Source organism: Desulfosporosinus cupriresistens (genome assembly GCF_001707885.1).
Taxonomy (GTDB): Bacteria; Bacillota; Desulfitobacteriia; order Desulfitobacteriales; family Desulfitobacteriaceae; genus Desulfosporosinus.
Genome location: NZ_MASS01000068.1, coordinates 1 through 21,662, shown reverse-complemented (window position 1 = coordinate 21,662; position 21,662 = coordinate 1). Strand labels below are relative to the sequence as shown.

Genomic DNA, 21,662 nt, shown 5'->3' with positions numbered 1-21,662 from the left:
GAGCTTGCTCTACAAAAATGGAGATCACTTTCATCGGATTGTATTTTGCAGCCTCACTTTCAGTCATCTGCTCTTTGATGAATTCGCACAATTGTTCCACAATGCCTTGCGAAAATTGGCCAGAAAAGCAAATTAAAACTTTATACTCCTCCAGTGACTTTTTTAATTGTTGAAGATGTATCATTTAAATTCTCCTTCTCATGTACCAAATTAACGTACTCTCTGCTTTAAAGCTCACATTAATTCAGGCACTGTATACTATTTAATTTGAAACCCAACAACTGTAATATCATCCCGCTGTGGAGCCTGTCCCATGTAATCAGTAAGTTCTCTTTCAAAATATGCTCCCTGCTCTCTCATTGACAAGGATGATGTACGAGTAATAATCTCCAAAAACCTGCTCTTTCCGAATGAATAATCGTTTAAGCCTCCATTTTGGTCTAGATAACCGTCCGTTGTGAGGTAGAATCGATCCCCTGGCTCGACCTTCAGTTCGACATCCTTAAACTCTGAAGAAAAAGTCGATTTAATATAGCCAATCCCACTTCTACACCCATCATATTTGGCAATCCGTTCGGCACTTGACACATAGAAGTTAATCTTCGCTCCCGCAAAGAACAATTTGCCTGTATTCTCATAATAACATATACCTGCCTCAAGTCCGTCATCCGTTGAGTGGTCTTTCATCTCTTTATTCAAGGCCTCTCTCAATTGCCTATTAAGTTCTTTAATGACGAGTGCAGGACTTATAACATCACTCTCAACAACAATATTGTTTAATATAGAGTTTACTGCCATGGTCATCAAAGCCCCTGGCACGCCATGTCCGGTACAATCACCCAGCACCAATATAAAGCCATGCTTAGTCTCCTTCAGCCAGTAGAAATCACCGCCCACGATATCTCGTGGTTTCCAGAGAACAAAGTTGTCCGCCAATACCTTATTCCATACATCAGGTCCGGGCAGGATCGACTCCTGGATAGTTTGGGCGTAGTGTAGACTCTCCATGATCTTTGTATTCTGATCGCTGATTTTTGCAGTTCTTTCGCTAATCTCATTTTCCAATTCTAAATTAAGCTGGATAGCACTTTTATACGGATTAGCGATTCTAGAAGATACAAGGTAGAAAACAAGGAGTAACAAAACAAGGACTACCGCAATCGTGACCAGCGTACTGATCATAATTGAATGGAGGACACCTAATGTTTCGGATCGGTTAATCTGAAAAACCAAGACCCAGTCGCATGAGCTTAGTTTCTGAAAAATCAGGTCAACTCTTCCAGTCTTATCTGCATAGTTTACAATCGTGGGCTGAATAGTGTTTTGAGCACTATCTCTCATAATTTTATCATATACATCCTCAGGTAAGTAATCAGACAGCTTGCCGCCGCTCTGTTCAACGTCCTCAGAAATGCTTATCTTCCCCTTAGTATCAACCAGCCATAAATTACTTTTGTCTCCAATTTTATAATGATTAAATTCCGTTGATATATCTTGAAGATCTACGCCAACCCCAGCAACTCCAGCCGGATTATGACTGTTTCCCATAAGTGTATTGACCCATAAGTTTGTTTGGTTTAACTCCTTATTATGGTCGATATTAAGTGTGATTTTCTGGTCCGACCTAATTGCATCAAAAAACCAGCGATCAGTAGGATCATCTTTAGACATAGTATCTGTCAGGAGGTTGGAATTTGTCCAATAATGTCCTGTTTTTTTATCGGTAAAAAACACAGTATAGTTAAAGGTTTTTGCTAGGCCTGTCATTTGTTTAAGAAACATGGCCTCGTACTGTTTGTCTGTTTCTCCATCATTAAACCATTTTATTATATCAGGGCTGTCAGCAATAATTAGAGATGTGTCCTTAGCTCGATTAATCCTAGCATCCACCTGCGTCGAAATAGACTTCAGAATATATACAAGATCCTCTTTTTGGAGTTTCTCTGTTAAGGACCTTTTTACCATAGCGTAGTTCGAGCCCCCAGTTACCACGATGGCTATTATAATCACAAAACTGGCAAAGACTATGACGTTCATAGTTCCTTTATTGATAATTTTTTCATACTTACTCCATTCAGACCTTTTCATCAACGTACTATTTACCCCTCCTCTCTCTAATTTATCTAAAATCCTTATTTTTCGTAAATAAAGAAGAGCATCTCATTTAATTCTCCAAAATCCAATAAGTTCCTCCTTTCCTTGTAAGAAGTTTTCGACTCCATAAACCAAGCATGCAAAAGCGTCTTTGCGTCAAAATCGCAAACAGCCCACCAACAACGAAAACTTATCGCCGTAGGATGCTAAGATACTTCCTCCTACCTACCGAGCCGCTTCGCAGGTACTTTAGCATCTCTGAAACCATGCCAATAACAGGGATTTAAATAGTGCATACCAATCACCGGATAAACCTTATGCCGCAGGACACACCCACGAATAACCGCCACTTCGGCACTATCGCATTCTTGTTGAAGCTCCTGGGTCCAGGTCTGCTCCTGAAACCAAATCCCTTTAACACCTGCAGATGCAGCATCAGAAACCAGAGACCCAAGCTGCTCTGGAAGCAGACAGGGTACAACAACCGTTACCTTATCCTTTAGCTCCGTTAAATTCGGATACACTTTGCTTCCGTCTATACGTTTCAAATCCTCGGCCACAGGATAGGCAACACAGCCAAAGTCTTTCAATGCCCGCCAAACCTTCCAGGCATGCTTATGCTTTTGAAATTTTTCAACATTCCCTAACACCGCATACGTATCCGCCGTCGTCAGCCCCTCAGCCAAAGGATAAATCTTTTTTTCACGCACCATAATAAAATCCCCCTTCCCAGAGACACGATGCCTCGTGCCTCTTTCTCGTATATGCATACGTAAGGAGGAGGAATTTATGATAATTAGCACATTGTTCCACTATACCCGTTTCTAGTGTTCCCTTACTTGATGATTTCTTCAATTAGCAACGGCAATTGAGGTTCTTCACTACCCACAGAAGTTAAGTTTTGAGCAAGTTCGAAAGCCTCTGCTAACTTCTCTTTGTTACTGCTATAGAGCAGCAAGATTGGTTCTCCTGCTTTAACCCACTCACCCGCTTTTTTGGCTAGAACAACCCCTGCTCCTAAATCAATTGGGCTTTCTTTCGTAACGCGACCAGCTCCCAGAGTCATGGCTAAGACACCAATTTTGTGGGCATCAAACGGTTGAACGTAACCGGATTCTTCAGCCAGGATCGGAAGATCCCATGGTCCGACCGTAAGTCGACGCTCAATTACCGCTTGGACATCCCCGCCTTGCTCAGTTATAAAGGCCAAAAATTTATGCCACGCTGCACCGTCTTGTAAACTTTGCCGTAAATTCTTCTTCCCAGTTTCCACATCAGGGACTACCTCCCCAGCAACAAGCATCCATCCGCCTAGCTCTAGGCTAACTTCCATTAAGTCGGCCGGTCCTTTTCCCTGAAGCGCATCCACGACTTCGAGGATCTCCAAGCTATTTCCCACAGCGCGGCCTAGAGGTTGATTCATATTACTCAAAACTGCAATGGTCTGGCGACCTAATTCCTTCCCGATATCCACCATTGTTTTTGCGAGTATTCGGGCTTGTTCCACTGTTTTCATAAAGGCACCTGAACCGTATTTAACATCTAAGACGATCCCCTGTGCTCCAGCGGCGATTTTTTTACTCATGACAGACGAAGCAATTAAAGGAATGGAGTTTACCGTCGCCGTTACATCCCGGAGGGCATAGAGTTTTTTGTCGGCTGGGACTAGATTACCCGACTGAGCAATGACGGATAAACCGATTTTCTTAACTTGCAACAAAAACTCTTCCTGAGTAAGCTCGACACGAAAGCCCGGCACGGAGCTTAACTTGTCAATCGTCCCGCCAGTATGCCCAAGCCCTCTCCCCGACATTTTTGCAACTGGTACACCACAAGCGGCAACCATGGGGCCAAGGAGTAACGTTGTTTTATCGCCCACTCCTCCGGTACTGTGTTTATCAACAAATCGCCCTCCAAGAGTGGAAAGATCCAGCTGATCGCCGCTTTGTGCCATCGCTAACGTGAGCTCAGCCGTTTCTTCTAAGGACATCCCACGAAAAAAGACAGCCATAGCCCAGGCCGCCATTTGGTAGTCAGGAATCTCTCCCCGGACATAGCCATCAATGATAAAGCGGATTTCTGCCTTAGAATGGGATTCCCTATCTCGCTTCTTTTCAATCAGATCCACCATGCGCATATGAATCACTCTTTCTTAATCCTCGCTGTAAAACGTTTCCTAATGTATGTACTGAGATTTTGCCTAGAGCACACCTACAAGCTCCTTAACAAACTGTACAAATTGTTTTTCAACGCGTTCAGCCGTTTTCATGACTTCCACATGACTAAGTTTCTGTCCCATGATACCTGCCGCCATATTGGTTACACAAGAGATTCCCAAAACCCGCATTCCTCCATGGTTAGCAACAATGACTTCCGGCACGGTACTCATACCTACCATATCAGCGCCAATCGTACGCATATAGCGAATTTCGGCTGGAGTTTCATAGCTGGGGCCGCTCACGGCAACATACACGCCTTCTTGGGGATTTATACCCATTTCTTTAGCTATTACTAAAGCTTTTTGCCGCCATTCCAAATTATACCCTTCGCTCATGTCCGGAAAACGCGGCCCCAAATCGGATAGATTCGCTCCCCGCAATGGATTGTCGCCCATCAAGTTTAGATGATCTTTAATGAGAATCAGGTCACCCGAGCAAATAGCAGAATTTATGCCTCCAGCAGCGTTAGTGACAATAAGACCGTTCACACCGAGGACTTGCATAACTCGAATTGGGAAGGTGACCTCCTGCATTGTATACCCTTCGTAATAGTGAAAACGCCCTTGCATAACTACGACGGATCGACCTTCAACTTTACCGAAAACTAGTTGGCCTGCATGCCCTTCAACCGTAGAAATTGGAAAATGGGGAATGTCTTTATACGGAATCACCACTTTTTCCTTGACAAGATCAGCAAATGCCCCTAATCCTGAACCTAAAATCACACCGAATTCAGGCACCACTTTGATACGCTCCTCAAGATAGCTAAGCACTTCTGCCAGTTTAGTACTATATTCTTTTTCTGAAATCATCGATTAATCCTCCCTCAACTATATATAGGAAACTACTTCATCTAAAGTTTAGTTGAACTTATCTAGGGATTAGCGCCACTTACCCTTCAAGCAAAAGCAGGCGTCTTATTGGCACTAAATCATCGAAAGAAAACTGTTCCCCTCTGAAATCGACTCGGTCTGGAGGTATTCGACCACGGTTGCCCCAAGATCAGCAAAGCTGGATCTGACGCCTAGGTCGACTCCTTTTTTCAGGGTTGGCCCGTAAACGAGCAACGGAACATATTCCCGATTGTGATCCGTGCCGGGCAGGGTAGGATCACAGCCATGATCAGCCGTAATAATAAGTATATCCTCTGAGCGCAGAGCAGCATAAATTTCCGGTAGACGTTCGTCGAAGGCCTCTAAAGCCCGCGCATATCCTTCGGTATCATTGCGGTGTCCATACAACATGTCGAAATCCACAAGGTTAGCCATGATCAAACCAGATTTGACTCTAGCCATGTATTCCAAGGTCTTATCAACACCCTCCATGTTCCCTTTTGTGGTCACATAGTCGGTTATTCCTCTCCCAGCATAAATATCATGGATTTTCCCCACGGCACAAACCTCAAGACCTCGTTCTTGTACATATTCCAGCAAAATTTTCCGGGGGGGTTCAAGTGCAAAATCATGCCGATTTGAGGTGCGATAGAATTGTCCAACTTCACCGAGGAATGGGCGTGCAATCACGCGTCCAACTTGCAGCTCATCCGTCAGCATTTCGCGGGCGATCTGGCATATGCGCATCAGTTCCGACAGCGGAATAACGTTTTCGTGAGCTGCTACTTGAAATACAGAATCTGCTGAAGTATAGATAATCGGCTTTCCTGTTTGTACATGTTCTTCTCCAAGACGCTGAATAATCTCTGTCCCTGAGGCGACCTCATTACCCATTACCTTACGCCCGATTGCTAACTCATAGCGTTCAATAAACTCTCGAGGAAAACCTCGGGGAAAGGTGGGCAATGCGCTCTCCAAGATTACTCCAGCCATCTCCCAATGTCCACTCGTTGTATCCTTACCGCGAGAGCGTTCAGCCATTTTCCCAAAACTACCCTCGGGAACTGGCTGAGCTGAAACTCCGGTAATAAAGTCGATATTTCCCAAACCAAGTTTTTCGAGAAACGGGAGATGGAGTCCCCCTCTTAAACGGGCAATGTTCCCCAATGTATGACTTCCGTGATCACCGTAGTCTCCGGCATCTGGCATTTCTCCAATCCCCACACTATCTAGCACAATGATAATGACTCTCCGTGACATGTTCTTTGCTCACCTCTTAATCCTTTAATCCGCCCGTGGATGTGCCTTTCGGAAAACATCGACTAGGCGCTTTCGCGTCAGATGCGTATAAATCTGAGTTGTCGCGATGTCCGCATGCCCAAGCAACTCCTGGACTGAACGCAAATCTGCGCCATGATCTAGAAGATGGGTTGCAAAACTGTGACGAAACATGTGAGGAGAAATCGATCGCTCTAGGCTATGAGTTTGTCCCCATTTTTTCAATATGTACACAATTCCCTGGCGCGTTAGAGGGCGGCCATGAACATTCAAAAATAGGATGTCGCTTTTTTGTTCACCGCACAAACGCCCTCTCAGGCCATTAATGTAACCCTCCAAGGCCCGAACGGCTGGTTCACCTAGCGGTACAATTCGTTCTTTACTTCCCTTCCCACTGCAACGCACATATCCGACGTCCAGCGCTAGATCCGATAAACGTAACCCGATCAATTCAGAAACACGCAGGCCACTACTATAAAGAACCTCCAACATTGCCAAGTCTCGTGGAGCGAAATCCGATTCCTCCCCTGTCTGTAATAGTTTATCCATTGTCGCTTCCGACAACACTTTCGGAAGAGGTTGATTTAATTTGGGGGTTACTAAATAAGTGCTTGGGTTATCGTTTCTTTTCCCTTCATCCAACATGAACGAAAAAAATCCTCGTAGAGTTGCATTACACCTGGCAATACTTCGAGGTGATTTCCCTTTTTCCTTTAATTTGAGTAGAAATAAGAAGAGGTCATTGGCCACACATTCTGAAAAATTCGTTTCCCGCTGTTTAAGGAAATCTAAAAGTTGGCGCAAGTCTCGCTCATAAGCTTGAAGAGTATTTTCAGAAAGTCCTCGCTCAACCTGTAGATAAGTTAAATACTGTTTCGTTAGTTGCTCCTCGGAGGTCACTTTATCCCCCCCTTTTTCTGACTATGTTCTACATAGGAAGGGGATTTTCCTTGTCTAACCGTTCGCTACACTGAAATTATCGTTCTTTGTGAACAGGTGGAAACCACTGAAAGACAAACTTGCCCCATCCAGGTGCTTCTACCCGCAGGGGATTGCCGATCGGCTTTTGTTCATTATGTAAGAACGAAGACATCCAAATGTTACATACTGCCATTAACTTAGGCAAGAGTACAGCAAGTAAAATAAGGAGGATAAATACTCTTCCGAGATAAAGGAAAAAATCACTCCAACGTTTTGCAGGCATTTAAGTTCCCCCCTATCCCTTAATTCTATGCATCTCCAGATTGTCTTTATCCTTAAAAAAAAGAAAGGACCGCTATTTTCAGGTCCAGCCAGTAATCGTCTCTATTTAGTTATAATCGATCGATCCTTCTAAACTGTCTCGCTTAACTATTCTTTTACTTTGCTCAATTAACGTCTTCTCGGAAGATCGTACCGTGGATCAAAAGGCTGAGGAATTCCCATCTGGCGTTCTAAGCGCTGAAGCCACGCAGGTTCAAATTGCTCTTCATAAAGCTCCCACCAAATTGGTTCCTTTCCAGGCAAGAAGCCCAGGCGCTTTTCCATCCGTTTAAGCCATCGGGGTTCAAACTGTTCCTCGTAACGTTCCCACCAAGCAGGCTCGTAGCCACCAGTATAGTTAACCGGATACCAACGCACTTGATACGGGTAATGACCATAAATGGGAACGAGGGTCTCTCGTTTATAATGCAATTCACTCACTCCTTACAACTGGATCAAAATAGGCCTCTTGTTCTTCCATTATATTCCTTTCGTTTTCTCTTGGAAGTTGGCCACTTTAGTGGATAAAGAGAAAACTTGGCTGGCGCCAAAAAAAATGGAACCCGCTCAACGGATTCCACTCTAGAACATATACCTTTAGCTAAACTTTAGTTCTAAGTTCAGGTTTAAGACAGCCGAAAGAGCTTATTTTCAGTCAGCCAGAACCCGAATGATTTTGCCTGCAACATATTGCACTGCAGATTGTTGCATCACAGATTAGCTTTAAAGCCCGAACAAGCGAACACCAAGTATCGAGAAATATCCTTGTGCAACGCCGACAACAACAGCTCCCAGAGAAACAAACGTAGCTGCTACCGTGTAATAAAGAAATTCTCTGCGCAGTGATTCCCCTCTGGCTTTACCTCGCAGGAGCAGAAACGAAAAAATAGTTGCCAAACCTGCACCAAGAAGCAGGAGTGGTATTGCAAAGAGGGTGGGGATCAGAACAGTCGTTAGCATCAGAACGAGTCCAAGCGTACCCTTCACCCCAATAATAAAACTAACCGTAAACCCAAGTATAAATCCCCGTGTAAAGACAATGAGATAGATTAAAGGAGCACCGATGATCGTGAGGCCTAAGATCCAAATGCCAGCCATCATAATAAACATATCCCGAGCAAGCTGCCCTAAAAAGGCAGGATCTAATGTTTTCGGTTGACTTTTCAAAAGTGTATCCAAGAATTTCCCCAGCTGGGAGGTTTCAGAAACTCCCAAAGCACTGACTCCGATTGCCCCAAACACCACACCTGCAAGATAAACACTCGAAAGCGTGAGATAAATGACCCAGTACTGACGAACGTGTTCGCCGAGTTGTTTCCACATCCTCTGCACCCCTTCCCATAACATTCCTATGGGATTTTATTCCGCTCAAGAGGAAAGTATGTCCACAACTCTTTCAAAGATCATCCGATCCGCCCTTGAACGAGTAATATCCCCAGAATGGTTTTAGCGTCGTTAAACTCGCTTCGTTGTGCCTTCTGTACGGCCTCATCCCAGGGTATTTTCTCCACGCCAATAAATTCATCGTCATCTGGCGCCAGCGGATCCCACACTAGATCTCGAGCAGAAAAAAGATGCATCACCTCATCCGTAAAGCCTGGTGTAGTATAAAAAGTACTGATATGTTCCAGCGTCCCTCGATAGCCCGTTTCTTCGCGAAGTTCTCGCTGCGCACAAGCTTCAGGGGTTTCATTCGGATCGAGTTTTCCTGCCGGAATTTCTAAGGTTTCTTGGGCAATTGCATAACGATATTGACGAACCATGAGTACCTGCTGATCCTGCAAAGCAATGATTGCTACTGCTCCCGGATGCCTAATGACTTCACGAGACGTTTCCAATCCATTCGGCAAACGGACCGTATCTCGTTCCAGACGCAGCATTCGTCCCTTAAAAAGCACTTCTCCCCTGATGCGTTCTTCTTTGCTATTTGACTCTTCCACTGTGTTCCTCCTCATTATTCATAAAATATTAATCCAGTTTACCCTATACCCAATCCAAAATGACAAAAAATAAAAAGCTCTCCTGCGCGTTCCCATAAAACCGGGAGATGATGTTGTTCCACAACCGTTTCACCAATTCTCATGTTCATAATTGCTCGGCCCAAAATATTTTCTAGTTCACGAACGTTTCCTGGCCAGTGATACACCATCAGAATTTGTAACGCTTCATCACTGACCCGCTCAACGCAGCGACCGTATTCTTATTAAAACTACCGATGAGGTAGTGGACAAGTAAGGGCATATCGTCTCTTCGCTGCCTTGTCGCTGGGGTCACTGCTGCGCGCCCAGCTTGTTCAATCGTTGCTTTGATAACATCACTTTCACCGATGATATTCTTAAACGTATATTTTGCTTTTAAACGGCGGATTAGACGTTTTGCTCTTCCCCCTCACTTTTAATAGGTAAAATTATTACAAATTCACATGCCAAAAACACCTCTATTTTTTCAACTATAGAGATGTTTGCTGACAACAAGTTTGTTGCAATAAATTAAACTTGTTTGTTTATAGGCTATAATTGATTTTCATACCTATCTTAAAACTATTATTGCCATTTTTCTATCTTTTGAATTTATATAGACCTGGGTACGCACAAATTCTTAATACATTATGGACATGCGTAGTTTGTCAGCCACCATCGCTACAAATTCAGAATTCGTAGGCTTACCGCGATCAACATTAATGGTATAACCAAAAAAACGGTTCATGAAATCCACATTTCCACGATCCCAAGCTAATTCAATAGCGTGGCGAATTGCGCGTTCAACACGGCTCGGGGTTGTTTGGTATTTAGCAGCGATCATTGGATAAAGCTCTTTGGTTACGGCTCCAAGCAACGACACATTTAGAACCACACTAACTATAGCATCTCTCAAATACTGATACCCTTTGACATGTGCTGGTACCCCCATCTGATGGATCATACGTGTAACTTCAACTTCTAGGTTTTTGGACGTTGGCGGTAAGATTCCGCTTGAAAACTGTGAATTCGACGAATTCGACGTGTTTTTTCCAACAGTGCTCCCATTTGCAACTTGGATATTCATCGTATCCGAAAAATCATCTTGTAATTGGCGAATGCGTTTACCCAAGGTATCCAAATCGAAAGGTTTCAATATGTAATAATTCGCACCAAGGTTTACTGCACGTTGGGTCATCGATTCCTGTCCAAACGCGGTTAAAATAATAATTTTAGGTCTTTGAGCAACATTTTGAAGTTTTTCCAAGACACCTAATCCATCAAGATGGGGCATAATGATATCTAAAAGCACAACATGAGGTTCTTCCCGAGAAATTAATTCTAGAGCCTCATTCCCATGATATGCTACCCCAACTAGGCTCATATCTTCTTGCCGTTCTATAAATTCTTTAACAATCTCGACAAATTCCCGGTTGTCATCTGCCAATAGAACTCGTATAGGCCTTTGCATTTCCCAGGATCCTCCTCATATCAGAACATATTAGAATTTATAATTTCGACAATTGTTTTCTATACTCCTTCTTTTATTGATAGAAAATGCTAATAAATTAAAAGAAAAAGAGCGACTTTTTTTAAAAGCCACTCTCCAAACTAGATTACGTCTTTAAGCTGCTTGTTTCTTATCTAACTCCATGCCCTCATTTATCATATTTTGGATAAATACACCATATCCTCTTTGGGAATCATTTACAAAAACATGAGTTACTGCCCCAATAATTTTACCATCTTGAACAATCGGACTTCCACTCATGCCTTGGATGATACCACCCGTAACTTCTAGGAGCCTTGGATCTGTTACTCGCACAATCATATTTTTGCTGTCAGTACGATTATGCATCACTCGATCAATATTAATATTAAACTCCTCAATCTTTTCTCCTTGAATCACCGTGTAAATCTTAGCCGGACCAATTTTAACCTCAGATTCCCATCCAACTGGAATTGCTTCGTTGAAATAGGGATTCACAACTTGACCATTCATTAAGCCAAAGATGCCTGTCATAGTGTTCTTTTCAATCGTTCCCATAAAGGTTGAATCCGAGACAAACGAACCGAGTTTTTCGCCAGGATGTCCACGTTTCCCCTTTTCGATAGCATAAATCGATGAAGCAATAACTTTTCCTTTAGAAACTTCAATTTTCTGGTTTGTGTCGGCATCAGTGATTACATGCCCTAGTGCACCATATTGTTTGGAAATTGGGTCTAAAAAAGAAAGGGTCCCGACCCCAGCTGCTTCATCCCGTACAAATAGACCCATTCGATACCTACCAGTCTCTACACAAAAAATTGGTCTTATTTTCTTTTCTAAAATCTGATCTTGATGCTTATATAACACGTCTACGTTTCCTTTTTCTTCCCCAGCGAGATGAACCGCATTGGAAACATCTTGATCTGTGCGTACTTCTTGGTTGTCGATTTTAATGAGAATGTCTCCGACTTCAATTCCAGCTTCCTTGGCAGGAAATACTTTTTTACCATTTTTGTCTACAACTGGGGCTTGTCCGACCACCATTACACCTTTTGTCTGTAAAGTGACACCAATTGATTGTCCGCCTGGAATTAATTTCATAGGCTTCATGACTTCAACTTCGCCGGATCTTAATGGAAAAATCCCAAAAAGCTTGTAAGAAACTTCAAATTTTTCTGACCCCAGAGTGTGGGATACACCTGATACAGAAACAATTTGATTGGTTGAAACTTTTTCTACCTTAATAAGCTTGGACCAAATTCCGTTAACTTGAGGGTCCTCATGATTAACTTGGGTCAGATACTGTTCTGGGAATTCAACTAACTGTTGAAAATTCGGATTCATACTAAGGAAGATGCAGAACAAGAGACTGACAAAAACTAAAACGCTCCTTTTTTTCACTCTCTTATCCCTCCACTCTATTCTCCCTACCACCATTCTTCCTTTTTCTTTATTTTAGAGCGTTCAAATAAATGTTTGAATTCTAATGTTAAATTATCCAAATCGCTTGTGTTTCATCCTGTAAAATCCGTTCCATATTTTCTAAAACATTGGCAATTAGACAAAAAAAAGACTGCATAATTAAGTTGTGCAGCCACGAGTAAAGCAATTCAAGAAATTTACTTAAAAAATATAATTATTAGGGAATAATTTGTAATTGTTCTTATTATTACAAATTGTGTTGAATCTCACTTGATTATGTGCCCACATCGTTCCCATAACTCCTGGGCATGTTTACGTGTAACCTCTACTTCTCCACCTCCGAGCATCCGAGCAAGTTCCTCGATACGCCTGGATTCGGATAACGATTCAACCCGCGTCCGTGTCCTACCTTCCTTCACTTCTTTGACGATACCATAATGAACATCCGCATAGGCAGCTACTTGGGCAGCATGGGTGATGCAAAAAACCTGTTTGTTATGAGCGATTTTGGCCAGCTTTTCACCCACTTTATGAATCGTTCTGCCACCGACCCCGCTATCTACCTCATCGAAGATAAACGTTCCCACTGACTCTACTTTAGCCAATAAACTTTTTAAAGCCAACATTAAGCGGGACATTTCTCCGCCGGAAGCGACTTTCGCAAGGGGCTTAGGAGGTTCTCCAAGGTTAGCAGAGAAATAAAACTCTACCGCCTCCGCTCCACCAGTCGTTGGCTCCATGTTTGGTGTGAACCGAACTTCAAACCGGCTTCTCTCTAGACTTAGATCTGCAAGTTCAATCATGAGGCCTTTCTCAATTCGTTCAGCGATTTCCAACCGTTTTTGGCTGAGTTGTTCCGCTGCAGTTTCATAGACCTTGCGTGTCGTCTTTTTCTCTTTATGTATTGTTTCAAATTGCTCTTGGACATGAGTGATTTGCTCCAACTCTTCAAGCATTCCCCTTCGTTTTTCCAAAACCTCTTCGAGGATTGTCCCATATTTTCGAAGCCTATTTAGCTGAATAAGCCGCTCCTCTATTCTGTCGAGGCGTCCTGGTTCAAACTCAAAGTTATCCTTATACACCCGGACTTGATCGGCTAAGTCCTCCACCGCATAATAGATGGACTCTATCTGCTCAAAAACATTAAAATCCTCATCTAGTCGGGCCAGCTCTTGAAGGGCTTTGCGCGTTTGTCCTAATAAATCAAAGACTGCAAGCTTGCCTGCTGATCCCTCATATAGTGCAGCGTACGCTTCGGATATTAAACTCGTAATGCGTTCCGCATTGCTTAAACGTTTCTTCTCCTGATTGAGTTCTCCCTCTTCTCCTGGAACTGGATTAATCAGATCAATTTCTTCAATTTGATACCGAAGAATTTCTTCGCGTTTTTGACGTTCCTCCTCTGAAATGGATAACTCTCGTTCTTTGCGGATAATCGCTTGATAGGCTTTAGCTGCTTCATTTACTAAAATAACGTCGTCTTGAAGTCCTCCTACGGCATCTAAAAGATCTCTGTGAGTTTCGGGGCGGAAGAGAGTTAGATGCTCTATTTGCCCATGTATATCCACTAGCCCTTCACAGAGTGTACGATAGAGGGTCAGTGGAATCGTACGGCCTTGAACACGACAGATATTTTTTCCTGAGGCATTTATCTCGCGATAAAGAAACAATTGACCTTCTTCAACGGGATAACCCGCCTCTTCAAGCCTCATTAAGTACTCCTGGGCCAGATCTTCAAAAACTCCTTCTATCCGTGCCTGCGCTTCACCGTGTCGAATCAGATCTGCACTGGCTCGTCCACCTAAGAGAACCCCTAAGGCGTCAATCAACATTGATTTCCCTGCACCAGTTTCTCCCGTAAATACTGTCATACCACTACTAAAATTCAGGCGTACCGTTTCCATCAGACCGAAATTCTCTACGTGCAACTCCGCTAGCATAATATCCCCTCCTATCCAAGCAAGGTGGTGAGTCGTTCTAAGACTGCGGGAACAACCTCTTTAGGTTTAATGACCAAAAGAATTGTATCATCTCCTGCTACAGTGCCAATGACCTCTTCCCAATTGCTATTATCCATAACGGCCGCTAACGCATGCGCGTTTCCTGGAATCGTTCGAATGACGATAAGACTTTCTGTGTCATTAATGGAAACGACCGTTTCACGTAACAAACGTTTGAGGCGATCTTGCAAATTCGACGGATGTACTTCGCTCGGAACGGCATAGCGATAATCGTCATCTGCACTAGGGACTTTAATAAGTCCCATTTCTTTGATATCCCTAGAGACCGTTGCCTGAGTGACATCAAAACCGGCTTGGTGCAATTTATCGGCGAGCTCTTCCTGAGTTCGTATGATCTGCTTGGAGATAATTTCCTGGACCTTCATTTGGCGACGCGCTTTCATACTAATACCTCCTTTTCACGAGGCACGAGGCACGATGCTCGAGGCTCGAAGATTGAAGCTAACGCTTCCGCATTAGCACACCCAATTCGTGCATCGGATCTCGTGCATCGTGCCTCAATTTTTATTCATGCCAACGATCTCTTAATTTTTCGCGAACCACTTGAGGAAAACTTCGACTTCCCAAACGAATTAATTGAGCCTTAAGAGGCGCAATTTTTATTATTACTGCTTCTCCTGAGCAAATCTTAATACTATGCCGTCCATCGAAGGTCACTAGACATTGTTCTCCACTGGCTAGAACAATTTCAATTAATTCATGGTCTGCAACAACCATTGGACGAGCTGACAGGGTATGCGCAGCCAATGGCGTCAACAAAATTGCCTGAACATTGGGACTGATGATCGGACCACCTGCCGAAAGTGAATAGGCAGTAGAGCCAGTTGGAGTCGCCACAATTAAACCATCGGCTGGATAACTGACGGAGGGTTCTCCCGACAGATTGGCTTGGAGTGTTATGATTCCGTCCGTATTTGCCCGAGAAAATACAACATCATTTAAGACGAGCTTAGAAAGATAGCCGGAGACGCCTCGGTTAACAGTAGCCTTCAACATCAAACGTTCTTGAATTTCAAATTCCTGACTTAAAACCTTTTCTAAAGCGCCAAAAACGTCTACTCGTTCTATTTCACATAAAAACCCTAATCGCCCAAGATTGACACCTAATACAGGAATGCCAAACGACGCACCTTCTCGAGCTGCTTGAAGAAGGGTTCCATCTCCACCCAAGGAAATAAGAAATTGTGTTTTGTGTTTTACAACTTCCGACCATTCTGTTAAAACGTCCCACCCACGGGCTTCGAACCAATCTTTAATTTGCAGGGCCAACGTCTGGGCTTCCGGTTTACTCTTATTGATCCATAAACCAACGACTCTTTCCATCCGTCACTCCGTCTCTTTCTGAGCGCTTCGAACCACACGCTCCAGCTCAGAATGCCAATCTATTCCTGAATCAGTTTGTAACCCTAACCAAGCTAGGTATTCTATATTCCCTTCCGGGCCGCGAATCGGGGAATAGTCTAAACCTAAGACATGAAAACCTACATTTTCTGCTTGACTGAGAACCGTCTCCAGAACCTGTTTATGAATTAATGGATCTTTAACAACGCCTTTTTTTCCCACATGCTCTCGTCCAGCCTCAAATTGAGGCTTAATTAAAGATAACACATGTCCATCCTCTTTAAGGATGGCAAGCATAGCCGAAAATATTTTGGTAATCGAGATAAACGCCACATCAGAAACAATCCAATCCACCTGTTCTGGGAACGTATCTTGCGTTAAATAGCGGGCATTCACCCGTTCCATGGAAACAACACGAGGATCTGTCCGGAGTTTCCAATCAAGCTGCCCATACCCGACATCCACTGCATAAACTCGCTTGGCGCCATTTTGCAAGGCACAATCTGTAAACCCCCCGGTCGAAGACCCAATATCGGCGACCACCGAATCCTTAAATACGAGCGAAAAAGTTTCCACGGCTTTGGCTAACTTTAGTCCACCCCGAGAAACAAACGGCAGAGTTTCCCCTTTTAATTCGATCAACGTATCTTCAGGCAACTCTGTGCCAGGCTTGTCCACGCGCTGCCCTCCAACAAACACGATTCCTGCCATCACTGTCGCCTTTGCCTTCTCCCGACTGGTTGCCAGCCCTTTTTTTACCATTAAGACGTCAATGCGTTCTTTCCCTTTAGCCACAGTATCCCTTCCTTTTGTCCATGCATTGACTTTCCTAGGATTGCGCAACGCGACGAATTAATTGTAAACGCTCGGCTGCTTGCATTATCCCAGATACTGATAATCCATGGGCGATATGAAGTTGGGGAATCGATCCTTGATCGACGAATCCAGCATACCCCAAGCGTTCAAAGGCCACCCCTTCTATGCCTTCTTCTTCAAGAAGTTCAAGAACAGCGCTGCCTAAGCCCCCCTTGAGAACATGGTCTTCAATCGTAATAAAATGTTTTGTTAAGCGCGCGTAATGTGAAAGGAGTTCACGATCGAGCGGGTTAATGTAACGCATATTAATGACCGCTGCATCCACGCCGCGATGGTATAATTCCTGAGCAGCCTGTAGGCAGGTATGAACCATAGGGCCGACTGCAAGCAAAGTCACATCCCTGCCATCGCGTAAGACCTCTGCTTTGCCAATAGGAATCTCCTTGAACGTTTCATCCAACTTCACACCCTGACCGACTGACCTCGGGTAGCGCACTGCCACTGGTCCGCTGTGTTGTAACGCCGTATAGAGCATGTGGCGCAGCTCATTTTCATCTTTGGGTGCCATAAAGATTAGGTTGGGAATAACCCGAAAAATGGATATGTCAAATACCCCGTGATGCGTGGGCCCGTCATCACCTACGACCCCAGCACGATCGATCGCTAAAACAACATTGGCCTGCTGCAAACAGACATCGTGTAGTACTTGATCATAGGCTCGTTGATAAAAGGTGGAATAGATTGCCACAACAGGTTTAAGTCCGCCAAACGCCAAACCTGCTGCAAACGTTACAGCATGTTGTTCCGCAATTCCGACATCATAAAAACGTTCTGGAAATTGATGCACAAACGGATTAAGGCCTGTTCCGCTCGGCATAGCCGCACTAATCGCTACAATCCTAGGATCTGCCTTGGCGAGGGTGCAGAGAGTTTCCCCGAAGATTGCCGTGTAGGTTGGCGGAGCTGATTTTTCGGCAATTTTTCCTGTATCCGGATCAAAGGGACCAACTCCATGAAACAATCCCGGATTTTCCTCGGCAGGTTTATACCCTTTCCCCTTGCGTGTCACAACATGGACTATCACGGGTCCCTTTTTCTGCTTAGCCTGTTCTAGAACTTGTTCAATCAAAGATTGATCATGTCCATCAATTGGCCCTAAATACGTGAACCCCAGTTCCTCAAAGATCAAGCCTGGTACCAGCAGATATTTTAAACTATCTTTGGCCTTAGAAACTACCTTAGCAACCTTTGATCCGATACCTGGAATACGTTTTAGTAGATCCTCAATCTCTTCTTTTCGCTTGTCATAAAGTGGGTCTGTCCTCAAACGATTGAGATATGAAGACATGGCCCCAACGTTAGGAGAAATAGACATCTCGTTATCATTGAGGACCACAATCATATTGGTTTCACTATGTCCCGCGTGGTTTAAAGCCTCAAAAGCCATGCCACCCGTCATTGCCCCATCGCCAATCACCGCTACTACATGGTGGCGCTCACCAAGGACATCTCGAGCTTTGGCAAATCCGACCGCTGCAGAGATCGATGTGCTTGAGTGACCCGTTTCGAAGCAATCATGGGCACTCTCCACACGTTTAGGAAATCCAGACAGTCCGTTATATTGACGAATGGTACTAAATCGCTCTAATCGGCCAGTTAAGAGCTTATGTACGTAAGTTTGGTGACCAACATCCCAGACAATCTTATCATCGGGGCTATCAAATTTCCTATGCAACGCTAGCGTGAGCTCTACAACTCCAAGGTTCGAAGCCAAATGTCCGCCATTTTTTGAGATCACGTCAATCATTTCCTGCCGAATCTCTTGCGCCAATATTTTAAGTTTCGTTGAATCTAAAATCTGCAAATCCTTCGGCTCATGAATTTGTTCGAGAAGTCCCATCCTTCTTCTTGCCCCCTCGTTTTTTCGGTCCAGTCAGGTCCCAACCTGTAATTTGTTCAACAGCAGCAATGACACTCCCGACCCAAGCAATAACTTTATTGGCATCCTGTATGGCAAAAGATTTTCCCACAGCTTTCCCTGTAACGGTGATGGATGCCACTAAAGCCAACATGAGTGTAGACAGCCAGATTTCTTTTGTTCCAAATGTCGGGTATAAACGGATGGTATCTATGACAATGGCCGCTGCCATTACGCCGCTTAAAGTGCCCGTAACATCTCCCACGACGTCATTCGCCATATTGGCAACTAAATCCGCGTGACGCACGAGATAAACAGCTTGACGGGCACCCCTGACACGGTTCGCTGCCTTGGCGTGATGCGGCGCTTCATTTGCTGCGGTAGCTGCAATCCCAATAACGTCAAAGACAATATGAACCCCGATAACAGCTAAGAGAAACAATGCTGCTATCCATAAAGACGAAATTCTGCGCATCAGTAGTTCAGAACTAATCCCCACTACTGCTGCAATGACAAAACTTCCAACAAAGACAATCACAAGATGTTTCCAGCTTTTACGTTTGCGCACTGCCAACGAACTATTTTCCCTCCTCAAATTAATCACCTTATAACAAGAGCCCCACAATAATCCCTACAATCACACCCCCGAAGACCTCAAACGGTGTATGGCCTATCAGCTCTTTCAAGCGATCTTGGGCAAAATCCGAGCCCTGGTATAATCGTTCAACTAACTTATTGAGGACCTCTGCTTGTTTCCCTGCAGCTCGCCGTACGCCTGCCGCATCATACAACACTACCATACCGTATACTGCAGATACCGCGAATATTGGGGAATCCCACCCATAGTATTTCCCAATTCCCAAAGCCAAAGCACTAACTGTCGCCGAATGGGAACTTGGGAAACCACCCGAACTTATGAAAAGTTGAAAATTCAGTTTTCTTAATAAAAGTAGACTGACGGCGATCTTAAGTAATTGAGCTATAAACCAAGCCGTTACAGCTGAAATAAGAATTGCATTGTGAAATATTCCCGGAATAATCGGCATGATAACGACCTCTTTCAATGCTGGCGTTGCTCGATATAGTAGGCTAGCTCACTTAGAAAGAACGCACCTTCAGCAAACGGTTTCACCGCGGATTGTGCCTTCAAGATTTGAGCATGCAACTGATGCTCTGCGCCCTCTAGCCCTAGTAAAGAAACATAAGTTGCCTTGCCCTGACGCAGGTCGCTCCCAGCAGGTTTTCCGAGGGTTGCACTGTCACCCACTACATCCAAAATATCATCTTTAATTTGAAAAGCTAATCCCAACGCCTGGGCGTAATTAGTCAAGGACTTAACTTGCTCCTCTGTACCACCAGCTAAAATCCCACCAAGTCGAGCAGAAACCGTCAGTAAGGCACCAGTTTTGGCCTTATGGATCTCTTCGATTTCGTTTAAAGTAAGCGTTTTTCCTTCACCAGCCACATCAGCAACCTGCCCTCCAACCATCCCAACTTTTCCGGCGGCCACAGCAACCTCACGAATAATGCGAAGCTGTCTCTCAGGTTGACCGAGTCCCTCATCTGCCAAGAATTCGAAGGCATAAGTTAATAAGGCATCCCCAGCTAAAATTGCCTGGGCCTCCCCAAATACTTTATGATTTGATAATCTTCCCCTTCGATAGTCGTCATTATCCATAGCTGGTAAATCATCGTGAATTAATGAATACGTGTGAATAAGTTCCAATGCAACTGCCGCCGGTAAAATCGCCTCGGGGCTTCCTCCCACAGCTTCTGCAGAGGCCAAAGCCAAAACTGGTCGGATACGTTTACCTCCCCCAACCAGGGAATAATACATACTCTGATCTAAGATATCCTCATTCCACGGCAATTGGGTAAAAAATTCTTCAATCATTGTGAGATAGCGTTGAAAGGTTGCCTTGAACACAGTTTACGTTCATCCTTCCATTTTAAAACTTGCTGGTTTTATCTCTAGCTGTCCATCGGGGCCTTCAAGCAGAATTTCCATCTGCTTTTCTGCTTGATTCAGTACACCGGAACAGTACTGAACAAGACCCACTCCCTCCTTAAATAGGCCCAAAGCCTTTTCCAAGGGAAGGTCTTTTTGTTCAAGCGTTTTAACGATCATTTCTAAATGTTGAAGACCTGTTTCCAAGGAAACTGTATCGTCTGCTTGATGTTCATCTTTCGTGCCCTGCGACTCTTCAACAAAAAGGTCCTCTATCCATATTTCTTTGCCCATAGATCAAATCCCCTTCTCTAACACTTCGCAGCGTACGTTTCCTTCTCCTAGCCGAATCCGGATCTGGTCATGAAGCTCCACCTGGCTCGCGGAACGCAGCAGGAGTCCTTCTGCATCATAGGTTAATGAGTATCCGCGGCCCAGAATAGCCAAAGGACTCAATAAATCCAGCTTAGCAGCTAATAAGTTTAGTATACCATTTTTATCGATTACAAATCTAGTCATGCCCTCCTGAAGGCGAATTTGGAGGTTATCTAGGCGTTGCCGATTCTGATCGATGCGCCAGAAAGGATCTTTAAGCGGCCCTTTGTTCGCGATCCCTACAAGGCACTGACGCTTCCGCTCGATAAGAGCCCCCATTGCATTCTGGAGCCGAATACGCAGTTGGGTCACTTGCGACTGTAAATCCAATAATACCGGCACGGCTAGCTCAGCGGCCGCAGAAGGAGTTGGCGCTCGCAGGTCCGCAACATAGTCAGAGATGGTCACATCAGTTTCATGCCCCACTGCTGAAATGACCGGAATAACGGACGCAACAATTGCTCGGGCAACAACTTCAGTGTTAAATGCCCATAACTCTTCCAAAGACCCACCACCACGCCCAACAATGATGACATCGACAGCTCGATAGCGATTAAGGCGAGCGATGGCTTGAGCCACTTCCTGTGGTGCCGCTTCTCCCTGGACCGCAGCCGGCGCCAAGACCCAAGACATGCCCGGATGGCGGCGTTCCATGATGTTAATAATATCCCTAACTGCTGCTCCTGTTGGACTTGTCACTATTCCAAT

The 21,662-nt window shown here is 44.4% G+C and carries 23 protein-coding genes and 1 pseudogene; all 24 read right to left on the bottom strand.

The features are described 5' to 3' along the window. A pseudogene (locus tag DSBG_RS19025) lies at positions 1-184 on the bottom strand (SiaB family protein kinase); the annotation flags it as partial. 74 nt (positions 185-258) lie between these two features. Next, the gene (locus DSBG_RS19020; protein ID WP_068966206.1) at positions 259-2,088 is read right to left on the bottom strand and encodes a SpoIIE family protein phosphatase; all 1,830 of its coding nucleotides are present in this window, start codon (positions 2,086-2,088) and stop codon (positions 259-261) included. Positions 2,089-2,315: 227 nt separating this feature from the next. Then, positions 2,316-2,807, bottom strand: coding sequence for a CoA-binding protein (locus DSBG_RS19015; protein ID WP_083236974.1), 492 nt, complete (start codon positions 2,805-2,807; stop codon positions 2,316-2,318). Between the two features lie 122 nt (positions 2,808-2,929). Beyond that, on the bottom strand, positions 2,930-4,231 hold the full coding sequence (locus DSBG_RS19010) for a pyrimidine-nucleoside phosphorylase (RefSeq protein WP_068966204.1): 1,302 nt from the start codon (positions 4,229-4,231) through the stop codon (positions 2,930-2,932). 63 nt (positions 4,232-4,294) lie between these two features. Next, positions 4,295-5,125: a purine-nucleoside phosphorylase gene (locus tag DSBG_RS19005; RefSeq protein ID WP_068966202.1), complete on the bottom strand. Its 831-nt coding sequence runs from the start codon at positions 5,123-5,125 to the stop codon at positions 4,295-4,297. A gap of 114 nt (positions 5,126-5,239) precedes the next feature. Further along, positions 5,240-6,406 (bottom strand): phosphopentomutase, encoded by a 1,167-nt coding sequence (locus DSBG_RS19000; RefSeq protein WP_068966200.1) that lies wholly within the window; start codon positions 6,404-6,406, stop codon positions 5,240-5,242. Between the two features lie 24 nt (positions 6,407-6,430). After that, the gene (xerD, locus tag DSBG_RS18995) at positions 6,431-7,324 is read right to left on the bottom strand and encodes a site-specific tyrosine recombinase XerD (protein WP_068966198.1); all 894 of its coding nucleotides are present in this window, start codon (positions 7,322-7,324) and stop codon (positions 6,431-6,433) included. A gap of 76 nt (positions 7,325-7,400) precedes the next feature. Beyond that, positions 7,401-7,628: a hypothetical protein gene (locus DSBG_RS18990; RefSeq protein WP_068966196.1), complete on the bottom strand. Its 228-nt coding sequence runs from the start codon at positions 7,626-7,628 to the stop codon at positions 7,401-7,403. Positions 7,629-7,795: 167 nt separating this feature from the next. Next, entirely contained in the window at positions 7,796-8,098 is a 303-nt protein-coding gene (locus tag DSBG_RS18985) for a hypothetical protein (protein WP_068966194.1), read from the bottom strand. A gap of 291 nt (positions 8,099-8,389) precedes the next feature. Further along, positions 8,390-8,989 (bottom strand): stage II sporulation protein M, encoded by a 600-nt coding sequence (locus DSBG_RS18980; RefSeq protein ID WP_068966192.1) that lies wholly within the window; start codon positions 8,987-8,989, stop codon positions 8,390-8,392. A gap of 80 nt (positions 8,990-9,069) precedes the next feature. After that, positions 9,070-9,621, bottom strand: coding sequence for an NUDIX hydrolase (locus DSBG_RS18975; protein ID WP_068966190.1), 552 nt, complete (start codon positions 9,619-9,621; stop codon positions 9,070-9,072). A 23-nt stretch (positions 9,622-9,644) separates the two neighbouring features. Further along, on the bottom strand, positions 9,645-9,815 hold the full coding sequence (locus tag DSBG_RS23825; RefSeq protein ID WP_242877754.1) for an AAA-type ATPase lid domain-containing protein: 171 nt from the start codon (positions 9,813-9,815) through the stop codon (positions 9,645-9,647). A 449-nt stretch (positions 9,816-10,264) separates the two neighbouring features. After that, a complete protein-coding gene (gene spo0A / locus DSBG_RS18970; protein ID WP_068966188.1) occupies positions 10,265-11,095 on the bottom strand; it encodes a sporulation transcription factor Spo0A in 831 nt (276 codons plus the stop codon). Positions 11,096-11,248: 153 nt separating this feature from the next. Then, positions 11,249-12,550 carry a SpoIVB peptidase gene (gene spoIVB, locus DSBG_RS18965; protein ID WP_176716322.1) on the bottom strand — a complete coding sequence of 434 codons (1,302 nt, stop codon included), beginning with the start codon at positions 12,548-12,550 and terminating at the stop codon, positions 11,249-11,251. Between the two features lie 251 nt (positions 12,551-12,801). After that, on the bottom strand, positions 12,802-14,475 hold the full coding sequence (gene recN, locus DSBG_RS18960; protein WP_068966184.1) for a DNA repair protein RecN: 1,674 nt from the start codon (positions 14,473-14,475) through the stop codon (positions 12,802-12,804). 11 nt (positions 14,476-14,486) lie between these two features. Next, positions 14,487-14,939, bottom strand: a complete 453-nt coding sequence (gene argR, locus DSBG_RS18955) for an arginine repressor (RefSeq protein ID WP_068966182.1) — start codon at positions 14,937-14,939, stop codon at positions 14,487-14,489. A gap of 121 nt (positions 14,940-15,060) precedes the next feature. Then, positions 15,061-15,879: an NAD(+)/NADH kinase gene (locus DSBG_RS18950; RefSeq protein WP_068966180.1), complete on the bottom strand. Its 819-nt coding sequence runs from the start codon at positions 15,877-15,879 to the stop codon at positions 15,061-15,063. A gap of 3 nt (positions 15,880-15,882) precedes the next feature. Next, positions 15,883-16,692: a TlyA family RNA methyltransferase gene (locus DSBG_RS18945; protein ID WP_068966179.1), complete on the bottom strand. Its 810-nt coding sequence runs from the start codon at positions 16,690-16,692 to the stop codon at positions 15,883-15,885. A 34-nt stretch (positions 16,693-16,726) separates the two neighbouring features. After that, on the bottom strand, positions 16,727-18,613 hold the full coding sequence (dxs, locus tag DSBG_RS18940; protein ID WP_068966177.1) for a 1-deoxy-D-xylulose-5-phosphate synthase: 1,887 nt from the start codon (positions 18,611-18,613) through the stop codon (positions 16,727-16,729). Beyond that, positions 18,588-19,205, bottom strand: coding sequence for a hypothetical protein (locus DSBG_RS18935; RefSeq protein ID WP_083236973.1), 618 nt, complete (start codon positions 19,203-19,205; stop codon positions 18,588-18,590). The genes dxs and DSBG_RS18935 overlap by 26 nt, the downstream gene beginning before the upstream one ends. A gap of 31 nt (positions 19,206-19,236) precedes the next feature. Beyond that, positions 19,237-19,677, bottom strand: a complete 441-nt coding sequence (locus tag DSBG_RS18930; RefSeq protein WP_068966175.1) for a divergent PAP2 family protein — start codon at positions 19,675-19,677, stop codon at positions 19,237-19,239. Between the two features lie 14 nt (positions 19,678-19,691). Next, positions 19,692-20,558, bottom strand: coding sequence for a polyprenyl synthetase family protein (locus DSBG_RS18925; RefSeq protein WP_068966173.1), 867 nt, complete (start codon positions 20,556-20,558; stop codon positions 19,692-19,694). Between the two features lie 9 nt (positions 20,559-20,567). Further along, on the bottom strand, positions 20,568-20,873 hold the full coding sequence (gene xseB, locus DSBG_RS22075; protein WP_083236972.1) for an exodeoxyribonuclease VII small subunit: 306 nt from the start codon (positions 20,871-20,873) through the stop codon (positions 20,568-20,570). 3 nt (positions 20,874-20,876) lie between these two features. Continuing rightward, a partial coding sequence (xseA, locus tag DSBG_RS18915; RefSeq protein WP_068966171.1) for an exodeoxyribonuclease VII large subunit occupies positions 20,877-21,662 on the bottom strand: 786 nt, incomplete at its 5' end.